This window comes from Oceanobacillus alkalisoli (genome assembly GCF_021556485.1).
Lineage (GTDB): Bacteria > Bacillota > Bacilli > Bacillales > Amphibacillaceae > Oceanobacillus > Oceanobacillus alkalisoli.
Map to the genome: position 1 here is coordinate 40,088 of NZ_JAKGBW010000007.1, position 22,023 is coordinate 62,110.

The following is a 22,023-nucleotide window of genomic DNA, read 5'->3' on the forward strand; positions in this document are numbered from 1 at the left end:
CTGGTAGCAGTCCAGTAGAAAGTTTCCGAGTTTGGCACACTTACGCTGGTTGAGAGCGACTGTTTTATTGAATTCATTTACTATCATATCGTAACCATTCCGGTTTGTAAATAATAATCATTCCGATTTGGGAAAATAAATGCAACAACCTTGTTGCGAAATATCAGAAAGTATTTTATACTAAAAATAGGTTAAGAGATAGCTCTTTTATTTTTTTGAAGAATAATGAATGAGCGTTCATTCAAAAGAGGAGATTGGGGGATAAAACATGAAACAGTCAATTAAGCGAGCTGCGGTTTTAGGCTCTGGTGTAATGGGGTCTGGGATTGCCGCCCACTTAGCAAATAACGGCATTCCTGTACAAATGCTCGACATTGTACCATCTGAATTAACGGTGCAAGAGGAAAAACAAGGGTTGTCGCTAGAAGACAAAAGAGTACGAAATCGGATAACCGAGAAAAGTAAACAGGCATTATTAAAGCAAAAGCCATCACCCATTACATCCAGGGCAAGTCTTGATTTGATTGAAATTGGAAACTTTGAAGATGATATGGAACGCTTAGAGGAAGCAGATTGGATTATTGAAGTAGTAACGGAGAATCTCGAAATCAAGAAGCAAGTATTTGCAAATGTGAATAAACACCGGAAGAAGGGCAGTATTGTTAGTTCCAACACATCAGGAATATCTGTAGAAGCGATGATTGAAGATTGTAGTGAGGATATGAAGAAACATTTCCTAGGAACCCATTTCTTTAATCCACCGCGTTATTTAAAATTGTTGGAAGTAATTCCAACCTCACATACCGATCCAGATGTACTTGAGTTCATGAAAGTATTCGGTGAAAATGTTCTTGGTAAAGGGGTTGTGGAAGCAAAGGACACGCCCAACTTTATAGCAAACCGAATTGGAACATATGGGCTTCTTATCACACTAAGGGAAATGCTTGAACAAGGATTTAGTATTGGGGAAGTTGATTCGGTTACTGGTCCACTTATCGGAAGACCGAAGAGTGCCACGTTCCGTACATTGGATGTAGTCGGCCTTGATACATTCTTGCATGTCGCACGAAACGTCTATGACAAAGTGGAAGGAAAAGAAAAGGAAGTATTTGATCCACCGGCATTTATGCAGAAAATGGTTGAGAATGGTTGGCTCGGTTCTAAAGCAGGAAAGGGATTTTACGAGAAAAAAGCTGGAGTCATTTATGAAATTAATCCGGATACACTTGAATTTGGTGAACGAAAGAAATTACAAACACCAGCAATCGAAATGGCAAAGCAGGCAAAAGGCTCTCGTGCCAAAATGAAAGCGCTTCTATCAATGCCTGATGATCCGGCAGCTAAGCTCGTTTGGTCTTTATTAAAGCCGGTCCTTATTTATTCCGCCGAACTGGTCGGTGAAATTGCCGATGATATTACGGCTATTGACCAAGCGATGAAATGGGGATTCGGTTGGGACATCGGACCATTTGAGACATGGGATGCAATTGGTTTAAAACAAGCAACCGAGCGGATGCAACGTGAAGGGGAAACAGTGCCAAGCTGGGTGCTAGAGTTAATTGAAAAAGGATATGAATCTTTTTATAAACAAGCAGATGGAGAAATAACTTATTATAATGGCAATGAACTTGAGAAGCTTAAGACAAATTCGAAAGAAGTGAATCTAAGACTCTTTAAAAATGAATCAAATGTAATCAAAAAAAATACTGGTGCAAGTTTAATAGATTTAGATGACGGTGTCCTGTTACTTGAATTCCATTCACCAAATAATGCGATTGGCCTTGATATTATGCAAATGGTGAACACAGCAATTGAGGAAGCCGAAGCTAACTATGAAGGGCTTGTTATCGGAAACCAGGGTAAAAACTTCTGTGTTGGTGCTAATCTCGCATTAATGTTAATGGAAGCACAGGATGATAATTTCTATGAACTTGATATGGTCATCCGTATGTTTCAAAATATGACGACAAACATTAAATATGCAAATAAACCAGTAGTCGTCGCTCCATTTAATATGGCGCTTGGAGGTGGGGCAGAAGTGTCGCTACCTGCAGCAGCAATTCAAGCGTCACCGGAAACATATATGGGACTTGTCGAAGTTGGTGTCGGTCTTATACCTGGTGGGGGCGGCACGAAAGAACTTTATCTAAAACAACTTCGCAATATGCCAAAGGGGATCGATTTTGACTTATCGAAAGTCGCGAATGATGTCTTTGAAAAAGTAGCAACAGCAAAAGTATCGACTTCTGCAAAAGAAGCACAAGAGCTAGGATTTCTAGACCAAAAAGATGCAATCAGTGCGAATCCAGATCATTTAATTTACGATGCCAAACAAAAAGTGCTTGCATTGGCTCATGCAGGTTACCGGGCACCTGCAAAAGAAAAAATTCCGGTCGTTGGAAATGCAGGCTATGCGGCAATGCTGCTCGGCGCAAAAAATCTCCAGATGAGCGGTTATGCATCTGAACATGATGTAAAGATTGCCGAAAAGCTAGCCTATGTCTTATCCGGCGGAAGAATTAAAGAAGGTTCGCTTATTGATGAGCAGACAATGCTCGATTTCGAGCGAGAAGCATTCTTAAGTCTAATTGGTGAACCGAAAACACAAGCTCGTATGCAACACATGCTGATGAAAGGCAAACCATTACGCAACTAAAGATTAGGGGGAGAAAATGTGAAGGAAGCAGTTATTGTTGCCGGAGCAAGAACTCCGGTCGGTAAAGCGAATAAAGGTAGTTTAAGAGATACCAGGCCGGATGATTTAGCTGCACTGACAATCAAAGAAACATTGAAAAGGGCCGGAGATTATACTGGAAATATTGATGACGTCATCATCGGCTGTGCAATGCCGGAAGCAGAGCAAGGAATGAATATGGCAAGAAACATTGCAGGGCTTGCCGGTCTTCCGAAAGAAGTTCCGGGAATAACGATTAATCGCTATTGTTCCTCTGGACTGCAAGCAATTGCCTATGGTGCTGAACGGATTATGATCGGCGCGGTAGATACGATTATAGCGGGAGGAGCAGAATCGATGAGCTTGATTCCGATGGGAGGACACGTCATTAAACCAAACCCGAAACTCGTAGAAGATGCAGTTGGCTATTATATGGGGATGGGACATACGGCAGAAGAAGTGGCGAATCGTTTCAATATATCCCGGGCGGACCAAGATGCTTTTGCAGCACAAAGCCACGAGCGGGCAGCAAAGGCAATACAGGAAGGTAAATTCACGGACGAAATTGTTTCGGTGGAAATCACTGAACGGGTTATCGGCCAGAATCATAAGGTCGTAGAACAGACAAAACAATTTGCAATGGATGAGGGGGTACGCGCAGACACAAATCCAGAAGTCCTTGCTAAACTGAGACCAGCATTTCATATAAAGGGATCTGTAACAGCTGGAAACTCCTCGCAAATGAGTGATGGGGCAGGTAGCGTTTTATTAATGGAGCGTGAGAAAGCCCAAGCAGAAGGGTTAACTCCTTTATTAAAATTCCGTTCCTATGCTGTAGCTGGAGTGGAGCCGGAAATTATGGGAGTAGGCCCTGTAAAAGCAATCCCAAAAGCGCTTCAAATTGCGGGACTTGAATTATCGGATATTGGATTAATTGAACTTAATGAAGCATTTGCTTCCCAATCATTACGGGTGATTGAAGCACTCGATCTAGATACTTCCATTGTAAATGTAAATGGAGGAGCAATTGCTCTTGGACACCCGCTTGGAATGACGGGAACGAAACTGACCCTGACTTTAGCCCATGAGATGCGCCGCAGAAATGTTCAGTTTGGAGTTGTGACGATGTGTGTTGGCGGTGGAATGGGAGCTGCAGGAGTGTTTGAGCTTATTTAATCTCTACAATTAACTTTAAATAAAAGGAGAAGATCAATTATGAGTGAAACAAAAGATAGACTCTTTAAAGGTGGGGCCTTCCTTATTGAAGAATTAACGGGTGAGGATATAATCACTCCTGAGGATTTGACGGATGAGCATAAGATGATTGCAAAAACAACAGAGGAATTTGTTAATAGTGAAGTAGTCCCGCTTATCGACAAGTTAGAAAACCATGAATTCGATCATTCCGTGGATTTACTAAAAAAAGCAGGAGATCTTGGTCTACTTGGTGCAGATGTTCCGGAAGCTTATGGCGGACTTGGCCTGGATAAGATTAGTTCCTCGTTAATTACGGAAAGAATGGCACCTGCTGGTGGATTTTCCATTACCCATGGGGCTCATGTTGGTATCGGCTCGCTGCCAATTGTGTTTTTCGGGAATAAAGAACAGAAGGAGAAGTATTTGCCAAAGCTTGCGACGGGAGAGCTAATTGCTGCCTATGCATTGACAGAGCCGGGTTCCGGTTCAGACGCTCTTGGGGCAAAAGCGACTGCCAAACTGAACGAAGCAGGGACCCACTATATTTTGAACGGGGAAAAGCAATGGATCACGAACTCCGCATTCGCAGACGTATTTATCGTCTATGCAAAAATTGATGGCGAACATTTCTCTGCATTCATTGTTGAACGCGGTTATCCAGGTGTATCTACCGGTGTAGAAGAGAAGAAGATGGGAATCAAAAGCTCATCGACCCGGACGCTGATTTTAGAAGATGCGGAAGTACCGGCAGAAAATGTTCTAGGTGAAAAAGGCAGAGGGCATATTATTGCCTTTAACATTTTAAACGTTGGTCGTTATAAGCTGGCTATTGGTGGCGTCGGTGGTTCGAAACGGGCTTTTGAACTGGCAGCGAAATATGTAAATGAACGGAAACAATTCAATGTACCAATCTCTAGCTTCTCGCTTACGCAGTCGAAGTTAGCTACAATGGCAAGTGAAATTTATGCAAATGAAAGTGCAGTTTATCGTACGGTTGGATTGTTTGAGCAAAGGATGGGCTCCCTATCCGAAGAGGAATTGGAGGATGGTCGTGAAATCGCTCGGGCTATTGCTGAATATCAGATTGAGTGCTCGATTACGAAATATATGGCGACAGAATTACTCGACCGGACAGCTGACGAAGCAGTTCAACTGCATGGCGGATATGGGTTCATGCAGGAATATGAGGTGGAAAGAATTTATCGTGACTCCCGAATCAACCGGATTTTCGAAGGTACGAATGAAATCAACCGACTTCTTGTTCCAGGGACACTCCTGAAGAAGGCGATGAAAGGGGAACTGCCATTATTACAGAAAGCCCAAGGACTACAGGAAGAACTTATGATGATGATGCCTGAAGAAGTTGGTACAGAACCACTCGATCAGGAAAAGCATTTAGTACGTCATGCTAAGAAAATTGTATTATTAGGTGCCGGTTTGGCAGCACAGAAATATATGCAGAAGCTTGAGCATGAGCAAGAAATTCTTGTTGCTCTTGCTGATATGGCAGGTGAAGTATTCAATATGGAGTCCGCTGTTCTCCGTACAGAAAAAGCGCTTCAACAGACAGGAGCAGAGAAAAATGAATTAAAACTCCTTTATACACAAGTATATGTTCAAGAGGCATTCAGCCGGATCGAGGCAGCAGCAAAAGAAATTCTCATTGCAGTTGAGGAAGGTGATAATTTACGAATGATGCTTTCCTCCTTACGTAAATTGACTCGTCACGAACCAACAAACACGATTACGAAAAAACGGGCAATTGCCAAATCGCTTATCGAAAGTGAAAAGTATATCGTATAATTTCAGTTTTTCCGGGGCGAGTCGCTTGCCTCGGATTATTTTTTTACCAGCCCTCGGGTAACATAGCAAATAAATGTGTCAATAATCCTTCTATGTTAAAATGGTGGTAATTACATAAAGGAGCTGGTTTTTAACATGAGTATAACGATTTACTGGTATCCAAAATGCGGCACCTGCCGAAATGCGAAGAAATGGCTGGAAGCGAACAATATAGACTTTGAAGCGGTTCATATTGTAGAGGATACACCATCTAAAGAAGAAATTTTAAAATTAATTGAGAAAAGCGGTCTCGAACCGAAGAAGTTCTTTAATACGAGTGGTAAAAAATATCGTGAGCTGAATATGAAAGAGAAACTCAAGGATGCCACAGTTGAAGAGATGGCAGAATACCTCGCATCAGACGGGATGCTAATTAAACGGCCAATTGCGACAAACGGAGATAAAGTCACGGTCGGTTTCAAAGAAGATGAATACGAAGCAACTTGGGGATAGTACAGAAGTCAGATGAAAATGTGTTGTACAGTAGATTTTCTATTCTATCCATTGTATAGTTAGAGTGAGATGAGACGGAAAGGATGATAACCGATGAATTTACCAGAGGACTTACGTTATACGAAAGAGCACGAATGGATAAAAAAAGAAGACGGCAATAAAGTACGCATTGGAATTACGGATTTCGCTCAAGATGAACTCGGAGATATCGTGTTTGTCGAACTTCCGGAAGCGGGTGACACAGTCGAAGCCGACGATTCATTCGGAAGTGTAGAATCGGTCAAAACAGTTTCCGAATTATATGCACCAGTTAATGGGACAATCGTTGAGATTAATGAAGAATTGGAAGACAGTCCAGAACTTGTCAATGAATCTCCATATGAAGAAGCATGGATGCTCGTCGTTGAGTTAGATGATGAAGGTGAGTGGGAGAACCTGCTGACAGCTGAAGAATACAAAGCAATTATAGAAGAAGATTAATCCATCTTGACAAAAAAAGGGAGGGGACTAACTATGCAATAAACAGTATAGTCAGCCTCCCTTCTTTCATATACTATTTTAAGGGATGTTCAAAAAGTCCGGTGAAAATGACACTTCGTGAATGAGAGGTTCTACTAAGACCGTCCACGTCCTGTGGACAACGTAGAACTCACCACTTCCTGTGGAAGCTCGTTGGCTCGCTTTTCCGCTCCTCATGTACCTACTAACGAACATTCCGGTGCCGGGAGCTTCGCCGCCTCGAATTTCGACGCACAGGATGTGCTAGTGTCGGCGTTGCAACAGGACGTTGCTTATTTAGCCGACCTCGGTCCTTTTTATCCTCCTTTTTGAACACTCACTTAAAGCAGATGATTTGATCGGATAAGGAGTGGCAAGGAATGATAGCACACGAAACCGAAAAGGTTATTATTGTGGAGGGGTTGACAGATAAACGTAAAATAGAAGAAATTCTTAGCGAAGAGGTCACGATTATTTGTACAAACGGCTCTTTAAGTATCCATTGGTTTGATGAGCTATTGGAAACATATAACTTAGACGAGAATGATGTCTATATCTTTGTCGATGAAGACAAATCAGGTTTGAAATTAAGAAAACAATTGGCAAGGGAACTCCCCCATGCAGACCATATTTATATAAGCAGGGATTATCGTGAAGTTGCAACAACCCCATATAAAATCCTTGCATCCTTACTCGTAGCAAAACATTTCGCAGTAAGACCAACATTTTTATAGTAGTTAGGTGAGTTTATGGAAAAGATAGTATCAAAGCAATTGGAGGAAGATTCTTACTTATTATATATTCATACCCCGCTATGTGGTACATGTCATATTGCTCGGTCTATTTTAGAAAAAATTGAGTCTGTTCACGGCGAAGAAATATTTTATGAAATGAATGCTAATTTTGAAGAAGACTTCTTACACAAACATAAAATAGAAAGTGTACCATGTTTATTGATTAAAGAGAATGGTGTAATAAAAGAAAAAATCTATACGTTCTATTCGACGGGTAATATTTATCGTTATCTGTTCGAGTATAAGCCGGGGCTATTCACAGGGTAAGACCGTTAGCAAACGATTAAAGAATTAAACATTTTGAAAACAGGAGGAAAGGGGAGCATAAGCGTAGATGTTTATGCTTCCTTTTTTCATATTACTGTATTGTTAATTTATCATTAAATACTCCCGTCTATACGTTTATATCGCGATTGAGAAGGGTAGCATCATTGTGTTAACCTTTTAATGTAGAAAACAAAGGAGTGGTTTATTATTAATTCGGTTAATAGTAAGTATTACACGCAAGAAATGGAAAAGGCAATGAACAAATATCATAAAATGAGTGTTGCCGAATATGAATCCAATTTAGCAAACCGAATGAAAGTAGAGCGAAAACGCGAACAGGAATATCAAAAATCAAAACAAATGATCGCTGAAATTGACAATCAGATAGGATGATAAAAAGAACAGAACATGGTTGTAAGGAGTCCATGTTCTGTTCTTTTTATTCCTTATTTTCAGTATCATCTATTGTTCCGCGGACTGTAAACCCATCCGTGCTGGACCATTCTGCGTAATAGATTTTACTGATATCCGTGTATCCTGATTTTGCAAGTTCTGTTTGTAACCAGGTTGCGTCTTTTCCAATTTTTTTCAGCGCTTTTTTCTCCATCTTGCCTTCATCAATCACGAGATAACTTAGTGCTGTTTCTTTTGGATGGACGGAAAGCATTTCTGCTGTGACTGGTGCAGTTAATTCATGCTTTAGCACACTCAGTTGTCCACTAGGTTCAAGAACTGCATATTTTACTTCATTTATGGAGAAAATTCCCTGTTGCCTCAGCATCGTACGCAGCTGTTCTGATTCAAGCTTATTCTTTTTCAGCGCATTTAGATCGAGTTCTCCGTTATGAACAATAACAGTGGGCTCTCCTTTTACTGCTGGTCTTATTTTATCGAATTTCTGGACAATTTTTTCAATCGTGAAGATAAGTATTGCCCATAACGCAATAGCGAACAATACTTGCCAAATCGTGACTTTATCGTCATATACGGATTCTTCGAGTAAACCTCCCAGTACAAGAATATAAACAAAATCAAATGGAGTAATTTGAGAGAGTTCCTTCTTTCCTAATAAACGAACTACAATCAGTAATGCTAGCAAACCACAGATTATTTTTATTGTCATTGATGTTGCCATACCGGATATTCACCTCTATTTTATTCTAGTAATTCTGTAATACCCTTTATTTAACTAAATAATCAGGCTGGTAGAATTCACTGCACTTTCGTTTTTTACCTGTGTGAGACGGGTATGAGATACATATAAAGATTGAAGGAGGTTTCGCCATGACAGCTGAAGTGGCAGTATTGAACAAGCAAGGAATTGCCATGGCTGCTGACAGTGCAATAACAAGTGGTAGAGAAGGAGTACAGAAAGTATATAATTCAGCCAATAAATTATTTTCATTATCGAAGGAACATCCGATTGGGATCATGGTATACGGGGCTGCGTCTTTTATGGAGGTGCCTTGGGAAGTTATCATCAAGTCTTACCGTGAAAATCTCGGCACGAAGACTTTCCCGCAAATAAAGGATTATCTGGATGATTTCTTGCGATTTTTGAATAAAGATGAGCGGTTTAGAGATAAAGGTGTAGAAGAAATTATTGTATATCGTATTTTTTCCGATAATTTGAAGCGCTTAGTAAAAGAAGTGGAAGAGCGAATGGCGAGGAAGGAGCATATGGAGGAAGGTGTCTCTTCTAAGCGGGTCACTCATTGGCTTGGAGAAGCTGCAGATCAGCAGATTCAGTCCTATCAGAAGGAAGAGCATGAGTTCATAGAGATGGATGAAAATATATTTAAAGAGCGGTTTGGTTCTGTGGTAATTGAAATAATAGATGAATTAATTAAATATGAAATACCGGAAGAGCTAACAGAGAAGTTTTACAAGCTGTCTTTTGAAGCGGTACAGAAAGATTATTTCAGTGTAGGGAGTACTGGATTTGTGATTGGCGGTTACGGAGATAAAGAAATTTTCCCGCGGTTGTTGAATTACAGACTGGAAGGGTTTGTTTTTGGCCAGCTGAAATTCAAAAAATTGAAAGATAAAAAAATCAGCTATACGACAGATAAAGATGATGGCACGGCTACAATTACGGCATTTGCTCAAAGAGATATGGTCGACTCCTTCATCAGCGGCATCGAACCGAATATGGAGGATCTCGTGTTTAATATCATTTCAGGTGTACTAAGGAACTATCCTGCAGAAATACAAAAGCATTTAGCCATCGAATTTACAAAAGAACAAGTTAGGGACTTGGAAGTAATGGGTAGAGAAATTTATGAGTCTATAGAAAGTGCTATAACTGAATACCAGGAAAGGAATTATATCGAACCTCTGCTTGGTGTCGTCCGATCGTTGCCAAAGGAAGAGTTGGCAGATATGGCGGAAGCCCTCGTCTCTTTGACGACATTCAAGCGCCGTGTAACGAGAGCGACCGAATCAGCGGGACCACCGATTGACGTTGCGATTATTACAAAGGGAGACGGTTTCATTTGGATGAAGCGCAAGCATTACGTTAATCAGGAAATAAATGCTCGATTATAACGTTGGAAAGGGGAGAGTGACATGCTGCCTAAGGATAATAAATCAAAAAAGAATGGTTATTTTCAGCTGCCACCGGAAGACCGGATGGAATTCGAGTTGGAGGATAGAGAGAAAAAAGAAAAAGAGATTGCCGTTGAAAAGGTCTACGATAAATTGAATAAGAATAAGTAGAAGTTTTAAGATGGCATTTACTAATTGTTACTAATATTACAGTTGAAACACAACTCTATTAAATGTCGCTCTAAATGTTTAGATTTAATAAAACGTGGAATCTAGAGTAATGTACGAGCAAGAATTACTATCATGAAAGGAGTTTTTACAAATGGTTAAAAACAACAATAATGGTAAGATGTCTCGTGAGCAAGCAGGGAAAAAAGGTGGTAAAGTGACTTCAAGAAACCACGATCAAGAATTCTATGAAGAAATTGGTCAAAAGGGTGGAGAAGCTACTTCGCGTAACCATGATCAGGAATTCTATGAAGAGATTGGTCAAAAAGGCGGAGAAGCCACAAAGCGAAGCCACGACCGGGAATTCTATGAAGAAATCGGTCAAAAAGGTGGAGAAGCCACTTCACGAAGCCACGATCAGGAATTTTATGAGGAAATCGGCCAAAAGGGTGGCGAGGCCACTGCACGTAACCATGACCAAGATTTCTATGAAGAGATCGGTGAAAAAGGCGGAAAAGCAAGAGCCCGCCAGCGGAGGAACAATAACAACAAATAAAATTAGCATACACTTCACATTCGTCAAAAAGCACAGCAGTCCCAGCCGGGATTGTTGTGCTTTTCAGATGTCTCTAACTACTAATATATATTTTACTAAAACTCAACCTGCAAAGTCTTCAAACAATCAGACATATCCTAAAGAAAATAAGCATCACCCTAACCCTTTATACAACAGTCACAAATCACTTTCATTCAGCGTAAATGCTTTGCACGTACTTCTGAATGCCTCTCTAATTGTCGTTCAGTTGCCCGGTTGCCGGATGCTTTCAGACAGGGCGGCCTCAACCTCGACGCACAAGACGTTCTAATGCAGACGTTGCCACATACGAGAGCGAACTCTGTCTGCCTCGGAAGAAAACCGCTTCCTGCCCAGGTCCAGATTCGTGCTTTTCCCGCAGGAGTCACCGTCCTCCGAGCAACTGAACTGGTGAAGATGATTATGATGAATAGAAATTATTCCATCAGTACATCAGCGTGAAGGTCGTATTTATAAAATAATAAACAATAGCGACATATGATATTTAAAGAGGAGCAAAAATCGTCGGTAATTTAACACCTGTCACTTGTCTCTATACATTTGATATAATTCGTAGTATAAATGAGATGAGGCGATAAATTTGCCAAAAGTTATTCACAGTAGAGGGTTATGTTTACTCCCTTCAATACCACCCTAGTGTGGTATACAAAGTACAGAAGAAAAGTTTTTATGATTGAAATTGAAAAATCATTAAATTTCAATGACAGGTGGTGAAACCAATGCTGGAATTAGTGAACCGTGGTTATGTGTATCGCGCGTCCTCCATTTCTCAAGAAGCGGAAACGTATTTCCGACAATGCTTCGGTGCAAAGAGAAAGATGTACAACCTCCATGTTGCCCACCTCTATGATTATTTGGAAAAAAGTAACTATCAACCAGAGGATGCCTTACCTTCCTTAAAAAAGATGGGGATGCCGACTGTTTCTCAATTCAAAAAACAATGTTTAAATGAAGATAATATGGCTTACCTATATCTTGTAGACGCATTCGCCGCCAACGAAGCAAAACAACACTTCAACAAGGCAATAACTGCCTTCAACAAGACTGCACATAAGAGACAATACAAAAAATCCGCTTTAAAACGGCAGAAAACACTCGGAATAGAACCGACATTCCATGATTTAAAAGGAATGCCGAAGTTCAAATCCCGTAAAGGCAGCAAAGCCAGCTATACGACGTTCAACCAAAACGGAACTATCTACATCAAAGACGACATATTATATCTTCCGTCTGCACAAAAGTCTCCTGTGAAAGTAGTCGGGTTAAAGCTGAACACCCATCGGCCATTGCCCCAGGACAGTAAAATTAAACATGTTACGGTTACCATGAACACCAAAGGACAATATGACGTGTCTATTTGTGTTGAAATTCCAATGGAAATTACAAGGGTCGGGATGCCTAATCGTATTCTGGGACTGGATTATTCTCAATCACATTTTTTCGTTGACAATGAGGGTAAGAAAGCCAATTATCCTTACTATTACCTGGAAATGGAAGAGCGTCTAGCAAAGGAACGGCGAGTGCTATCGCGCCGAGTAAAAGGTTCCAATCGTTGGGAAAAACAACGGCTTGTTGTTTCGAGATTGGAAACCAAAGTCGCAAACCAACGAAAAGACTGGCTTCACAAGAAAGCCTATGCCCTTGCGAATCGTTATGACATGATTGTAGTAGAGAACCTAGATCTTCGTGCGATTGGACAAAACAAGTATTATGCCAAAAATCAGCAAGATAATGGTTTCGGTAATTTTCGCCTCTATTTAAAATACAAATTGGAGCAACGGGGGAAATACTTTATCAAAGCACCGAAAAAATTTGCATCTACCCAACTATGTTCAGTTTGCGGTCATAAGCATACAGCACTAAAAGGAAATGTAAGTATACGAAAATGGAATTGCCCATCTTGTGGCACCCATCATGACCGGGATGTTAATTCGGCGTTTAACCTGAAACACTATGGAGAGTGTTATACGAAAAAAAAATTTTACCACAGATCGTTGGGGTTTAACGCATACAAACGGGTTGCTTGGAGCCCAAACAGTACCTCTAGCCTGGTTTGAAGGGCAGGACACTAGTCCTGTTGTCCGCTGTAAACTCCAAAGGTTGTAAGACCTTACAAGCCTGTGGCTTTAGATATGGGTTGTTGACGCGCTTATGCACAATCTTATTGCAAATAGACCGAATGGGTTGATAATTAATTTGAAATGCTTTAAGATTGGAATGAGAATAGATTGAGAATGAATATCAAGTTCATCTCGGAAAACTAGAATAAGCATTTGGAGGTATTGATTATGTCAGGATCAGTTTTAGAAATCAAAAATCTTCATGTTTCCATTGAGGATAAACAAATATTAAAAGGTGTAGACCTTACCATCAAAGGTGGAGAATTTCATGCAATCATGGGACCGAATGGTACTGGTAAATCTACATTAGCATCGGCAATTATGGGACATCCCCTTTATGAAATAACAGAAGGCAGCATTACGTTAGACGGTGAAGACGTATTAGAAATGGAAGTAGATGAGCGTGCAAAAGCAGGTCTTTTCCTAGCAATGCAATATCCAAGTGAAATCAGCGGTGTAACAACATCTGACTTCCTGCGCAGTGCAATTAACGCAAAACGTGAAGAAGGCGATGAAATTCCATTAATGGAGTTCATTAAAGAGCTTGATGAAACACTTGATTTCTTAGAAATTGATAAGAGCATGGCTACGCGTTACTTGAACGAAGGATTCTCCGGTGGAGAGAAGAAGCGTAACGAAATCCTTCAGTTAATGTTACTGAAACCTGCAATCGGTATTTTGGACGAAATTGACTCAGGACTTGACATCGACGCGTTAAAAGTAGTTTCTAAAGGTATTAACAAACTGCGTGACGAGAACTTTGGAACATTAATCATTACTCACTACCAACGTTTATTAAACTACATCACACCGGATTATGTGCATGTCATGATGCAAGGCCGTGTCGTGAAATCTGGTGGTCCAGAGTTAGCTAAGCGTCTAGAAGCGGAAGGCTACGAGTGGATTAAAGAAGAGTTAGGAATCGAAGACGAAACAATCGAACAAAATGCATAAACGTTAGGAGGAGTATCATGACTGTGGAAACAAAACTGTCATTTGATAAGGCTTATGTTGAACAGTTTTCAAAAGATAGGAATGAGCCAGAGTGGATGCAAAAATTCCGCTTGGATGCAATAGAACAGGCTGAAAGCTTGGAAATGCCAAAGCCTGATAAAACAAAAATTAGAAACTGGAACTTTACAGCGTTCAATCATGATTTCAAAACTGGTGAAGCAGTATCTTCCATCAAAGATCTTCCGGAAGAATTGCGTGATTTCTTTGACGAAGATAAGGCACCAGAGAACTTGATTATTCAGCGTAACCATTCTGTTGCTTACGCTACATTACGTGATGATTTAAAAGAAAAAGGGGTCGTCTTTACTGACATCCATACAGCAATCCATGAACATGCGGATCTTGTCCAGAAGTATTTTATGACAGAAGACGGTGTTTCTGTTAGCGAACATAAGCTGACTGCACTTCATGCTGCACTTGTTAATGGTGGTGTTTTCCTTTATGTACCTGAAAACTTGGAAATTGAAACACCAATCCAGTCCATTTTCTGGCAAGAAGATCCGGAAATTACACTTGTGAACCATGTGCTCGTTGTCGTGGATAAAAACAGTTCTATCACATATGTGGAAAACTATATTTCCCATAACGAAGAACATGAAACGGTAGCGAATATTATAACAGAGGTATATGCACTTGACGGAGCTAAAGTTGCATACGGAGCAGTTGATAACTTTGCTGCAGCTACAACAACGTATGTTAACCGTCGAGGTATCGCAAGCCGTGATGCGACGATTGATTGGGCATTAGGGCAAATGAACGATGGAAATACAGTTTCAGAAAACGTAACTCGCTTAGTCGGTGATAACTCCACTTCTCAAGCGAAAGCTGTTTCCGTAGGGCGTGGAAAACAAACGCAAAACTTTACATCTGTTATGCATCATGACGGAAAAGCTTCCGATGGTTTCATTTTACAGCGAGGTGTAATGACAGAAGGTTCAGCGGCAATCTTTAATGCGATTGGTAAAATTGAACATGGCGGAACGAAAGCAAACTCTGAACAAGAATCCCGTGTACTTATGCTGAGTGAAAAAGCTCGAGGCGACGCTAACCCTATTCTGCTTATCGATGAGGATGACGTTACAGCAGGGCATGCTGCTTCAGTAGGTCGTGTTGATCCACTGCAAGTATACTACTTGAAGAGTCGTGGGCTTTCAGAAGAGGAAGCGCAACGTCTATTGATTCATGGATTCCTTGATCCAGTTGTTTCACAGTTGCCAATTGAGTCTGTAAAACAACAATTAAGACAAGTGATTGAAAGGAAAATTAACTAATGGACGTAAGAGCCATTAAAGACCAGTTTCCGATTCTGAATCAAGAGGTGAATGGGCACCCACTTGTGTACTTGGATTCCTCAGCTACTTCACAGAAGCCTGTTTCTGTGATAGAAGCTGTGGACAGGTACTACCGGGAGACGAACTCGAATGTTCACCGTGGCGTGCATACGTTAGGAACGCGTGCGACCGACCTATATGAAGGTGCACGTGAGAAGGTTAGAGCTTTCATTCATGCTAAAAGTACTGCCGAAATCATTTTTACCCGTGGAACAACTACAGCTATTAATACAGTGGCTTGGAGTTATGCACGTGCCAATTTAAAGGAAGGCGATGAGATTGTTATCACGCAGATGGAGCATCATAGCAACATCATTCCTTGGCAGCAGGCGGCTAAAGCTACTGGTGCAACATTAAAATATATTCCGTTACAAGAAGACGGCACTGTGTCACTGGAAGCTGTTCGAACAACAGTTACCCCAAACACTAAAATTGTCGCTATCACTCATGTTTCAAATGTTCTCGGAACAATTAACCCGATTAAAGAGATTACAAAAATTGCCCATGAAAATGATGCAGTTATTGTTGTCGACGGAGCGCAAGGTGCCCCGCATATGGAAGTGGATGTACAAGATCTCGATGTGGATTTCTATGCATTTTCCGGGCATAAAATGTGCGCACCAACGGGAATTGGTGTATTATATGGGAAACGCGAACTTCTGGAGAACATGGAACCAGTAGAATTCGGCGGGGAAATGATTGATTTCGTTAACCTATATGATTCTACCTGGAAAGAGCTTCCATGGAAATTCGAAGCTGGTACTCCGATCATTGCTGGTGCGATTGGTCTTGGAGCAGCGATTGACTTTCTAAACGAAGTCGGCTTAGATAATATTTTAGAACACGAGAAGAAATTGGCGGCATATGCGATTGCCAAGCTGCGTGAAGTGGATGGGATTGCCATTTATGGTCCAAAAGAGCGTGCTGCCCTCGTAACCTTTAATTTAGGAGAGGTCCATCCGCACGATACGGCAACGGTGCTTGATGCGGAAGGAATTGCAGTTCGTGCAGGTCACCACTGCGCACAGCCGCTGATGAAATGGTTGGACGTTACGGCAACAGCAAGAGCTAGCTTCTATTTGTACAACACAGAAGAAGATGTTGACCGACTCGTCTTAGGACTGTTAAAAGCGAAGGAGTATTTTGGTGATGTCTTATAATTTAGATACGCTTTACAGACAAGTAATCATGGATCACTATAAAAATCCGAAGAACCGAGGATTAATTGAAGGTGATTCTCTTACCGTTGATATGAACAACCCTACTTGTGGCGACCGGATTCAGTTGCAGTTGAAACTGGAAGATGGCATTGTAAAAGATGCCCGTTTTGAAGGAGAAGGCTGCTCCATCAGTATGTCATCTGCTTCGATGATGACCCAGGCAATCAAAGGGAAAAAGGTTGACGATGCACTTGCAATGTCTCATCTTTTCTCCGATATGATGCTTGGTAAAGAAATTGATACAGATGGCTTTGATTTAGGAGATATTCAAGCTCTTCAAGGCGTATCCAAGTTCCCAGCCCGGATTAAATGTGCAACGATGGCCTGGAAAGCACTCGAAAAAGGTGTCCACGAACAAGATTAAGGTGAGTTTTGAAATATCTGAAGGAGGCTACAACTATGGCTAGGAATATGCCTGAAATAGGAGATTATAGATATGGTTTCCGTGACAAAGACGTATCGGTTTTCCGAACTGAAAGAGGATTAACCCGAAAAGTCGTTGAGGAAATCTCCAAAATGAAAGAAGAACCGCAATGGATGTTAGATTACCGCTTGAAAGCGTTGGAGCATTTCTATGCGCGTCCAATGCCGCAATGGGGCGGTGACTTATCAGGACTTGATTTTGATGAGATCATCTATTATGTAAAACCATCCGAAAAACAAGGTAGAACGTGGGATGAGGTTCCAGCAGAAATTAAACAGACATTCGACAGACTTGGAATTCCTGAAGCAGAACAGAAGTACCTTGCTGGTGTATCTGCTCAGTATGAGTCTGAAGTAGTTTACCAGAGTCTGAAAGAGGATCTTCAAGAATTAGGAATCATTTTCACAGATACAGATACGGCTTTACAGGAGCATGAAGAATTATTCAAAGAGTATTTTGGTACAGTAGTACCATACTCTGATAACAAGTTCTCCGCTCTGAACTCTGCAGTATGGTCAGGCGGTTCCTTCATTTATGTTCCAAAAGGAGTAAAAAGCTCAACCCCATTACAAGCATATTTCCGTATCAACACGGAAAACATGGGGCAGTTCGAGCGTACACTGATCATTGTAGATGAAGATGCATCTGTTCACTATGTTGAAGGCTGTACAGCACCAACTTATACATCAGCATCCTTACACAGTGCAGTAGTTGAGATTATTGTTAAGAAAGACGCTTATTGCCGTTACACTACAATCCAGAACTGGTCCAGCAATGTCTACAACCTTGTAACGAAACGTGCAACCGTAGATGCAAACGGAACAATGGAATGGATTGATGGTAACTTAGGTTCGAAATTGACGATGAAATATCCTTCTATTCTTTTGAAAGGTGAAGGAGCAAGAGGTAATACATTATCGATTGCGCTTGCTGGTAAAGGACAATTACAGCATGCTGGTGCGAAAATGCATCACTTAGCACCGAATACATCTTCAACGATTGTATCTAAATCCATCTCTCGTAACGGTGGTAAAGTTTCTTATCTTGGACTTGTTCACTTTGGACGTAAAGCGGACGGGGCACGTGCGAACATTGAGTGTGATACATTGATTATGGATAATGAGTCTACTTCAGACACAATTCCATACAATGAGATTCTAAATGATAATATCTCACTTGAGCACGAAGCGAAAGTATCCAAAGTTTCCGAAGAACAGTTATTCTATCTTATGAGTCGTGGCTTAGATGAATTCGAAGCAACAGAAATGATTGTTATGGGCTTCATCGAGCCATTTACAAAAGAACTTCCAATGGAATATGCTGTTGAAATGAACAGACTGATCAAATTCGAAATGGAAGGCTCTATAGGTTAATTATTAATAAAAGTTACCCGTCACGGACATGTGGCGGGTTTTTTATCATGCTTTAATGGGGCCTGTAATACCCCTAGTCTAAATTAGGAGGGAAGTCCAACATATGAAGGTTGGGATATACAGTCCGTAAATCCCCGATTCCATTCAGCCAACATTCAGTGATGGAGATAAGGCTTCCCTACTAAATGGAGTTTCACTTTATGTGCCCGCTAAGATTGTGGAGTTTTTCACGTAAATAGTGTATTTTAGAATGGTGGAGACAATTCAAAGAAATACACTATTAGAATGAGGTAAGAGTAATGAAAAATATATGGGAAATTTTTAAGACCGATATAAATAACATACGGAAGAAACGTGCTGCAATCGTCGTGATTGTAGCTTTAATGATTTTACCTTCCATGTATGCGTGGTTCAACATTTTACCTTCTTGGGATCCATATGCCAACACAGAGAACGTTGCGGTAGCAGTTGTGAACTTGGACGTTGGTGCAGAAGTAGAGGGCAAGCCGATTAATGTCGGTGATGAGGTTATCACCTCCTTACAGGACAATAATCAGCTGGGCTGGCATTTCGTTGCTGAGGAGGAAGCTGCAGAAGGTCTAGAAAAGGGCGATTATTATGCTTCCATTATCATTCCGGCTAATTTTTCAGAGAAATTAACGAGTGTTCTGGATGATGAACCGGAAAAGCCGATCTTGGATTATTATATTAATGAGAAAGTGAATGCTATAGCACCGAAAGTTACAAATGCTGGGGCAACCGGCATTGTGGAAAGTGTCCATCAAGGATTTATTAAAGTTGCCAATGAAGCGATTTTTAACGCCTTCAATGATGCAGGGATTGAGCTCGAAGCGAATAAAGAAAACATTGAACGTTTAAGAGATGCCATCTATCAGTTAGAAGAAGACATGCCTGAAATTGAGCGGCTCTTAGGAGTTGCAGAAGAGGATTTAGACAAAGCGGAAGATGCGAGTGAGAAAGCGCATGAGGGAATTAAAAAAGCAGAAGAAGTTAGTGTAGAAGTTCAAGCACTTAGTGAAAGAGCTAAAGAGATTCTGAATGAAACCGATCAGTATGTAAATGAGTATGTTCCCATTGTTAAAAATGATTTAGCAACAGCCCAAACAGTAATCAATGAAGTCCCGGAGATAATTAATCAAATATCCGAAAAAGAGGATTCTTTTGATGATGTTGTTACAAAAATAGAGAATAGCACAGCAAAAATCGATCAAGCAACTGAAGTCCTACACGTATTGGAAGAAGCACTGGAAAATGCTGATGAAGAAGCAACTGACAGCGAGCGGATTTCGAATCTAATTGCTCAATTGGAAGAAGATGATGAACAGCTGGAAAGAACGAAACAAGATCTGCTGGCTACGATTGATATGATTGAAAATGCAGAAGACTATGGCGAGGATACACCTATTGATGATGAAAAATCATTAGAACAATTAAAAGCAATGGTTGAAATTATAGAAGCGAGACAAGAAGCAATACAGCATGCAATCGAGGCAAGTAAACAAGTGGAAGAGTCTATCGCTAATGGCATTTTCCTTGATGGAGCCGAGAAGGTTGCGAGCTATGAAGAAGATCTAAGGCAATTCAAAGTAGAAGTCCTGGCAAAAGTTGCTGAGGCTGAGGCGGGAAAAGCGAAGTTAGCCGATGTATTAGCCTATATTGATGAACAATCGAAACGAATCAATGCAACCATTAGCGATTTACTAATATTTATCGATAATGATTTAATGCCGACGTACACGAAAGAAATGAGTACTGCTCGTAACGCAATCGACGAAGCGGATAAAAAAATAGAGAAAGTCGTTTCTTACTTCCCGAGAGTAGAAGAAATCTTAACGAAGATCGATGCAGGAATTGATACTGGTAAAAAAGAACTTGATAAAATCCATACTGCTTTCCCGGAAGCAAAAGATAAAATACTGGATTTAGCGAAAAAAACGAGAGAATTAGAAAGTAAAGGCGATATCGCGGAACTGATTAACTTTTTACGTAATGATCCTAACGCAGAAAGCGAATTTTTCGCAGATCCAATTGTTTTAGAGGAACACGAACTATTTCCAATTCCAAATTATGGTTCAGCAATGGCGCCATTCTTTACGGCGTTAGCCCTTTGGGTCGGTGGATTAATTCTCGTTTCTTCCTTAATTGTCGATATACCGAATAAGCATAAATATAAAAGTTATGAAGCCTATTTCGGCAGATTTTTAACATTCTGGTCCATTGGTATCGTACAAGCGTTAGTAGTTACGTGCGGAAATATGTTCTTACTAAAAACATATGTATTACACAAATTACTATTTGTCATATTTGCTATTCTCATTAGTACAGCATTTATCGTTATTATTTATACGCTTGTGTCTGTCTTTGGGAATACTGGAAAAGTAATTGCGATTATTTTACTTGTTATGCAACTGGGGGCATCTGGCGGTACGTTCCCAATCCAGACGACACCGAATTTTTTCCAAAAGATCCATCAATTTATGCCATTCACACATGGATTAGGTTTGCTTAGGGAGGCAACTGGCGGAATCGTTTGGTCTGTGACACTCATGCATATTGCTTGGCTCGTTGGCTATATTGCTGTTTTCTTATTTATCGGGATAAAACTAAAAGAAATTATTAATAAACGAAGCGATAAGTTCTTAGAGGAAGCACGAGAAAGTAAAGTTATATTATAAAATCTCTACCTGTCATTATTTCTGATGACAGGTTTTTCTTATGGTTGGACAGAATAGGAATAACAAGTATATTCAATCGGAGGTGGATATGATTCACGACTTACGAACGAACACTTGGATAATGACCCAAACATGGAATCATCTGCTTTTTATGCATATACCAGTCCCGCAAGAAGAGTTGCGTGGGCAAATTCCGAATGGATTAGAGCTGGACACGTATGATGGGGAAGCTTGGATTTCAATTATCCCTTTTAAGATCAAACATATGCGTCTTCCTTTTACTCCGCCGCTTCCCTTGCTTCATTCTTCATTGGAATTGAATGTGCGGACATATGTAAGAAGAAATGGAGAGACGGGAGTTTATTTTTTCAGCCTTGATACGAATCAGTTGCTGACCGTTCTTGGTGGACGGCTTTTATCAGCACCGTACCGATATGCAACTATTCGTATGAGCAGAAGACATGGATGGATTTATTTTGAAACGAAGAGCAAAGGGAAGCCACACATCGGTTTTACTGGAAAGTACCGGTCAGTTTCCCAGAAGTATAAGCCAGACACTGGAAGTCTTGCTTACTGGCTTGTGGAAAGATATATTTTTTGGACGGAGCGAGATGGTTCGTTATATAGAGGAACTATCAATCATGAACCATGGGAATTGTATGATGCAGAAGCCATTTTTTCCAAACAAGCGATGTTGCCAGATTTTCTAAAGCAGGTGACAGCTCACCGTCCAGTCTTTCATTATGCAAAGCAGAAAAAGGTATATACTTATCAAGTAAAGAAAGTGGAAGAAATATAAAAAATGCCCCC

At 40.6% G+C, this 22,023-nt stretch carries 20 protein-coding genes; 19 read left to right on the forward strand and 1 reads right to left on the reverse strand.

From position 1 onward, the window contains the following. Window positions 1–268: 268 nt before the first annotated feature. The 8 genes from LZD48_RS08745 to LZD48_RS08780 all read left to right on the forward strand — a co-directional run bounded on the left by LZD48_RS08745 (window position 269) and on the right by LZD48_RS08780 (window position 8,118). Window positions 269–2,656, forward strand: coding sequence for a 3-hydroxyacyl-CoA dehydrogenase/enoyl-CoA hydratase family protein (locus LZD48_RS08745; RefSeq protein WP_235762351.1), 2,388 nt, complete (start codon window positions 269–271; stop codon window positions 2,654–2,656). Between the two features lie 18 nt (window positions 2,657–2,674). Next, window positions 2,675–3,850, forward strand: a complete 1,176-nt coding sequence (locus LZD48_RS08750) for an acetyl-CoA C-acetyltransferase (RefSeq protein WP_235762352.1) — start codon at window positions 2,675–2,677, stop codon at window positions 3,848–3,850. A 39-nt stretch (window positions 3,851–3,889) separates the two neighbouring features. Beyond that, window positions 3,890–5,674: an acyl-CoA dehydrogenase FadE gene (locus tag LZD48_RS08755; RefSeq protein ID WP_235762353.1), complete on the forward strand. Its 1,785-nt coding sequence runs from the start codon at window positions 3,890–3,892 to the stop codon at window positions 5,672–5,674. A gap of 135 nt (window positions 5,675–5,809) precedes the next feature. After that, window positions 5,810–6,166: an arsenate reductase family protein gene (locus LZD48_RS08760; RefSeq protein ID WP_235762354.1), complete on the forward strand. Its 357-nt coding sequence runs from the start codon at window positions 5,810–5,812 to the stop codon at window positions 6,164–6,166. A gap of 93 nt (window positions 6,167–6,259) precedes the next feature. Then, on the forward strand, window positions 6,260–6,646 hold the full coding sequence (gene gcvH, locus LZD48_RS08765; RefSeq protein WP_235762355.1) for a glycine cleavage system protein GcvH: 387 nt from the start codon (window positions 6,260–6,262) through the stop codon (window positions 6,644–6,646). Window positions 6,647–7,044: 398 nt separating this feature from the next. Next, entirely contained in the window at window positions 7,045–7,398 is a 354-nt protein-coding gene (locus tag LZD48_RS08770; protein ID WP_235762356.1) for a toprim domain-containing protein, read from the forward strand. A gap of 15 nt (window positions 7,399–7,413) precedes the next feature. Beyond that, window positions 7,414–7,725, forward strand: a complete 312-nt coding sequence (locus tag LZD48_RS08775) for a thioredoxin family protein (protein WP_235762357.1) — start codon at window positions 7,414–7,416, stop codon at window positions 7,723–7,725. Window positions 7,726–7,980: 255 nt separating this feature from the next. Beyond that, on the forward strand, window positions 7,981–8,118 hold the full coding sequence (locus LZD48_RS08780; RefSeq protein WP_235762492.1) for a YuzK family famiily protein: 138 nt from the start codon (window positions 7,981–7,983) through the stop codon (window positions 8,116–8,118). Between the two features lie 46 nt (window positions 8,119–8,164). On the opposite strand, the gene LZD48_RS08785 is transcribed toward LZD48_RS08780, so the two are convergent. Beyond that, window positions 8,165–8,860 (reverse strand): DUF421 domain-containing protein, encoded by a 696-nt coding sequence (locus LZD48_RS08785; RefSeq protein WP_235762358.1) that lies wholly within the window; start codon window positions 8,858–8,860, stop codon window positions 8,165–8,167. Window positions 8,861–9,009: 149 nt separating this feature from the next. Between LZD48_RS08785 and LZD48_RS08790 the strand changes: the two genes are divergently transcribed. From LZD48_RS08790 to LZD48_RS08840, 11 genes are all read left to right on the forward strand, one after another. After that, window positions 9,010–10,272 carry a hypothetical protein gene (locus LZD48_RS08790; protein ID WP_235762359.1) on the forward strand — a complete coding sequence of 421 codons (1,263 nt, stop codon included), beginning with the start codon at window positions 9,010–9,012 and terminating at the stop codon, window positions 10,270–10,272. A gap of 21 nt (window positions 10,273–10,293) precedes the next feature. After that, on the forward strand, window positions 10,294–10,443 hold the full coding sequence (locus LZD48_RS08795) for a hypothetical protein (RefSeq protein ID WP_235762360.1): 150 nt from the start codon (window positions 10,294–10,296) through the stop codon (window positions 10,441–10,443). Window positions 10,444–10,594: 151 nt separating this feature from the next. Next, window positions 10,595–10,996: a KGG domain-containing protein gene (locus LZD48_RS08800; protein ID WP_235762361.1), complete on the forward strand. Its 402-nt coding sequence runs from the start codon at window positions 10,595–10,597 to the stop codon at window positions 10,994–10,996. A 758-nt stretch (window positions 10,997–11,754) separates the two neighbouring features. Continuing rightward, the gene (locus LZD48_RS08805) at window positions 11,755–13,092 is read left to right on the forward strand and encodes an RNA-guided endonuclease InsQ/TnpB family protein (RefSeq protein WP_235762362.1); all 1,338 of its coding nucleotides are present in this window, start codon (window positions 11,755–11,757) and stop codon (window positions 13,090–13,092) included. 231 nt (window positions 13,093–13,323) lie between these two features. Then, window positions 13,324–14,109: a Fe-S cluster assembly ATPase SufC gene (gene sufC / locus LZD48_RS08810; protein ID WP_235762363.1), complete on the forward strand. Its 786-nt coding sequence runs from the start codon at window positions 13,324–13,326 to the stop codon at window positions 14,107–14,109. 17 nt (window positions 14,110–14,126) lie between these two features. Continuing rightward, window positions 14,127–15,440, forward strand: a complete 1,314-nt coding sequence (sufD, locus tag LZD48_RS08815; RefSeq protein ID WP_235762364.1) for a Fe-S cluster assembly protein SufD — start codon at window positions 14,127–14,129, stop codon at window positions 15,438–15,440. Continuing rightward, window positions 15,440–16,660 carry a cysteine desulfurase gene (locus tag LZD48_RS08820; RefSeq protein ID WP_235762365.1) on the forward strand — a complete coding sequence of 407 codons (1,221 nt, stop codon included), beginning with the start codon at window positions 15,440–15,442 and terminating at the stop codon, window positions 16,658–16,660. Before sufD ends, LZD48_RS08820 begins: the two co-directional genes overlap by 1 nt. Then, the gene (gene sufU / locus LZD48_RS08825) at window positions 16,650–17,084 is read left to right on the forward strand and encodes a Fe-S cluster assembly sulfur transfer protein SufU (RefSeq protein WP_235762366.1); all 435 of its coding nucleotides are present in this window, start codon (window positions 16,650–16,652) and stop codon (window positions 17,082–17,084) included. The genes LZD48_RS08820 and sufU overlap by 11 nt, the downstream gene beginning before the upstream one ends. A gap of 35 nt (window positions 17,085–17,119) precedes the next feature. Then, entirely contained in the window at window positions 17,120–18,517 is a 1,398-nt protein-coding gene (gene sufB, locus LZD48_RS08830; protein WP_235762367.1) for a Fe-S cluster assembly protein SufB, read from the forward strand. A gap of 299 nt (window positions 18,518–18,816) precedes the next feature. Next, window positions 18,817–21,213 (forward strand): YhgE/Pip domain-containing protein, encoded by a 2,397-nt coding sequence (locus LZD48_RS08835; protein WP_235762368.1) that lies wholly within the window; start codon window positions 18,817–18,819, stop codon window positions 21,211–21,213. Between the two features lie 88 nt (window positions 21,214–21,301). Further along, window positions 21,302–22,012: a YqjF family protein gene (locus tag LZD48_RS08840; RefSeq protein ID WP_235762369.1), complete on the forward strand. Its 711-nt coding sequence runs from the start codon at window positions 21,302–21,304 to the stop codon at window positions 22,010–22,012. Window positions 22,013–22,023: the final 11 nt, after the last annotated feature.

Coding starts and splice junctions, on each gene's coding strand:
- LZD48_RS08745 (WP_235762351.1), top strand. CDS start 269: ATGAAACAGTCAATTAAGCGAGCTGCGGTTTTAGGCTCTGGTGTAATG.
- LZD48_RS08835 (WP_235762368.1), top strand. CDS start 18,817: ATGAAAAATATATGGGAAATTTTTAAGACCGATATAAATAACATACGG.
- LZD48_RS08785 (WP_235762358.1), bottom strand. CDS start 8,860: ATGGCAACATCAATGACAATAAAAATAATCTGTGGTTTGCTAGCATTA.
- LZD48_RS08790 (WP_235762359.1), top strand. CDS start 9,010: ATGACAGCTGAAGTGGCAGTATTGAACAAGCAAGGAATTGCCATGGCT.
- LZD48_RS08795 (WP_235762360.1), top strand. CDS start 10,294: ATGCTGCCTAAGGATAATAAATCAAAAAAGAATGGTTATTTTCAGCTG.
- LZD48_RS08840 (WP_235762369.1), top strand. CDS start 21,302: ATGATTCACGACTTACGAACGAACACTTGGATAATGACCCAAACATGG.
- sufU (WP_235762366.1), top strand. CDS start 16,650: ATGTCTTATAATTTAGATACGCTTTACAGACAAGTAATCATGGATCAC.
- sufB (WP_235762367.1), top strand. CDS start 17,120: ATGGCTAGGAATATGCCTGAAATAGGAGATTATAGATATGGTTTCCGT.
- LZD48_RS08800 (WP_235762361.1), top strand. CDS start 10,595: ATGGTTAAAAACAACAATAATGGTAAGATGTCTCGTGAGCAAGCAGGG.
- LZD48_RS08805 (WP_235762362.1), top strand. CDS start 11,755: ATGCTGGAATTAGTGAACCGTGGTTATGTGTATCGCGCGTCCTCCATT.
- sufC (WP_235762363.1), top strand. CDS start 13,324: ATGTCAGGATCAGTTTTAGAAATCAAAAATCTTCATGTTTCCATTGAG.
- LZD48_RS08775 (WP_235762357.1), top strand. CDS start 7,414: ATGGAAAAGATAGTATCAAAGCAATTGGAGGAAGATTCTTACTTATTA.
- LZD48_RS08770 (WP_235762356.1), top strand. CDS start 7,045: ATGATAGCACACGAAACCGAAAAGGTTATTATTGTGGAGGGGTTGACA.
- LZD48_RS08820 (WP_235762365.1), top strand. CDS start 15,440: ATGGACGTAAGAGCCATTAAAGACCAGTTTCCGATTCTGAATCAAGAG.
- LZD48_RS08760 (WP_235762354.1), top strand. CDS start 5,810: ATGAGTATAACGATTTACTGGTATCCAAAATGCGGCACCTGCCGAAAT.
- LZD48_RS08755 (WP_235762353.1), top strand. CDS start 3,890: ATGAGTGAAACAAAAGATAGACTCTTTAAAGGTGGGGCCTTCCTTATT.
- sufD (WP_235762364.1), top strand. CDS start 14,127: ATGACTGTGGAAACAAAACTGTCATTTGATAAGGCTTATGTTGAACAG.
- gcvH (WP_235762355.1), top strand. CDS start 6,260: ATGAATTTACCAGAGGACTTACGTTATACGAAAGAGCACGAATGGATA.
- LZD48_RS08780 (WP_235762492.1), top strand. CDS start 7,981: ATGAACAAATATCATAAAATGAGTGTTGCCGAATATGAATCCAATTTA.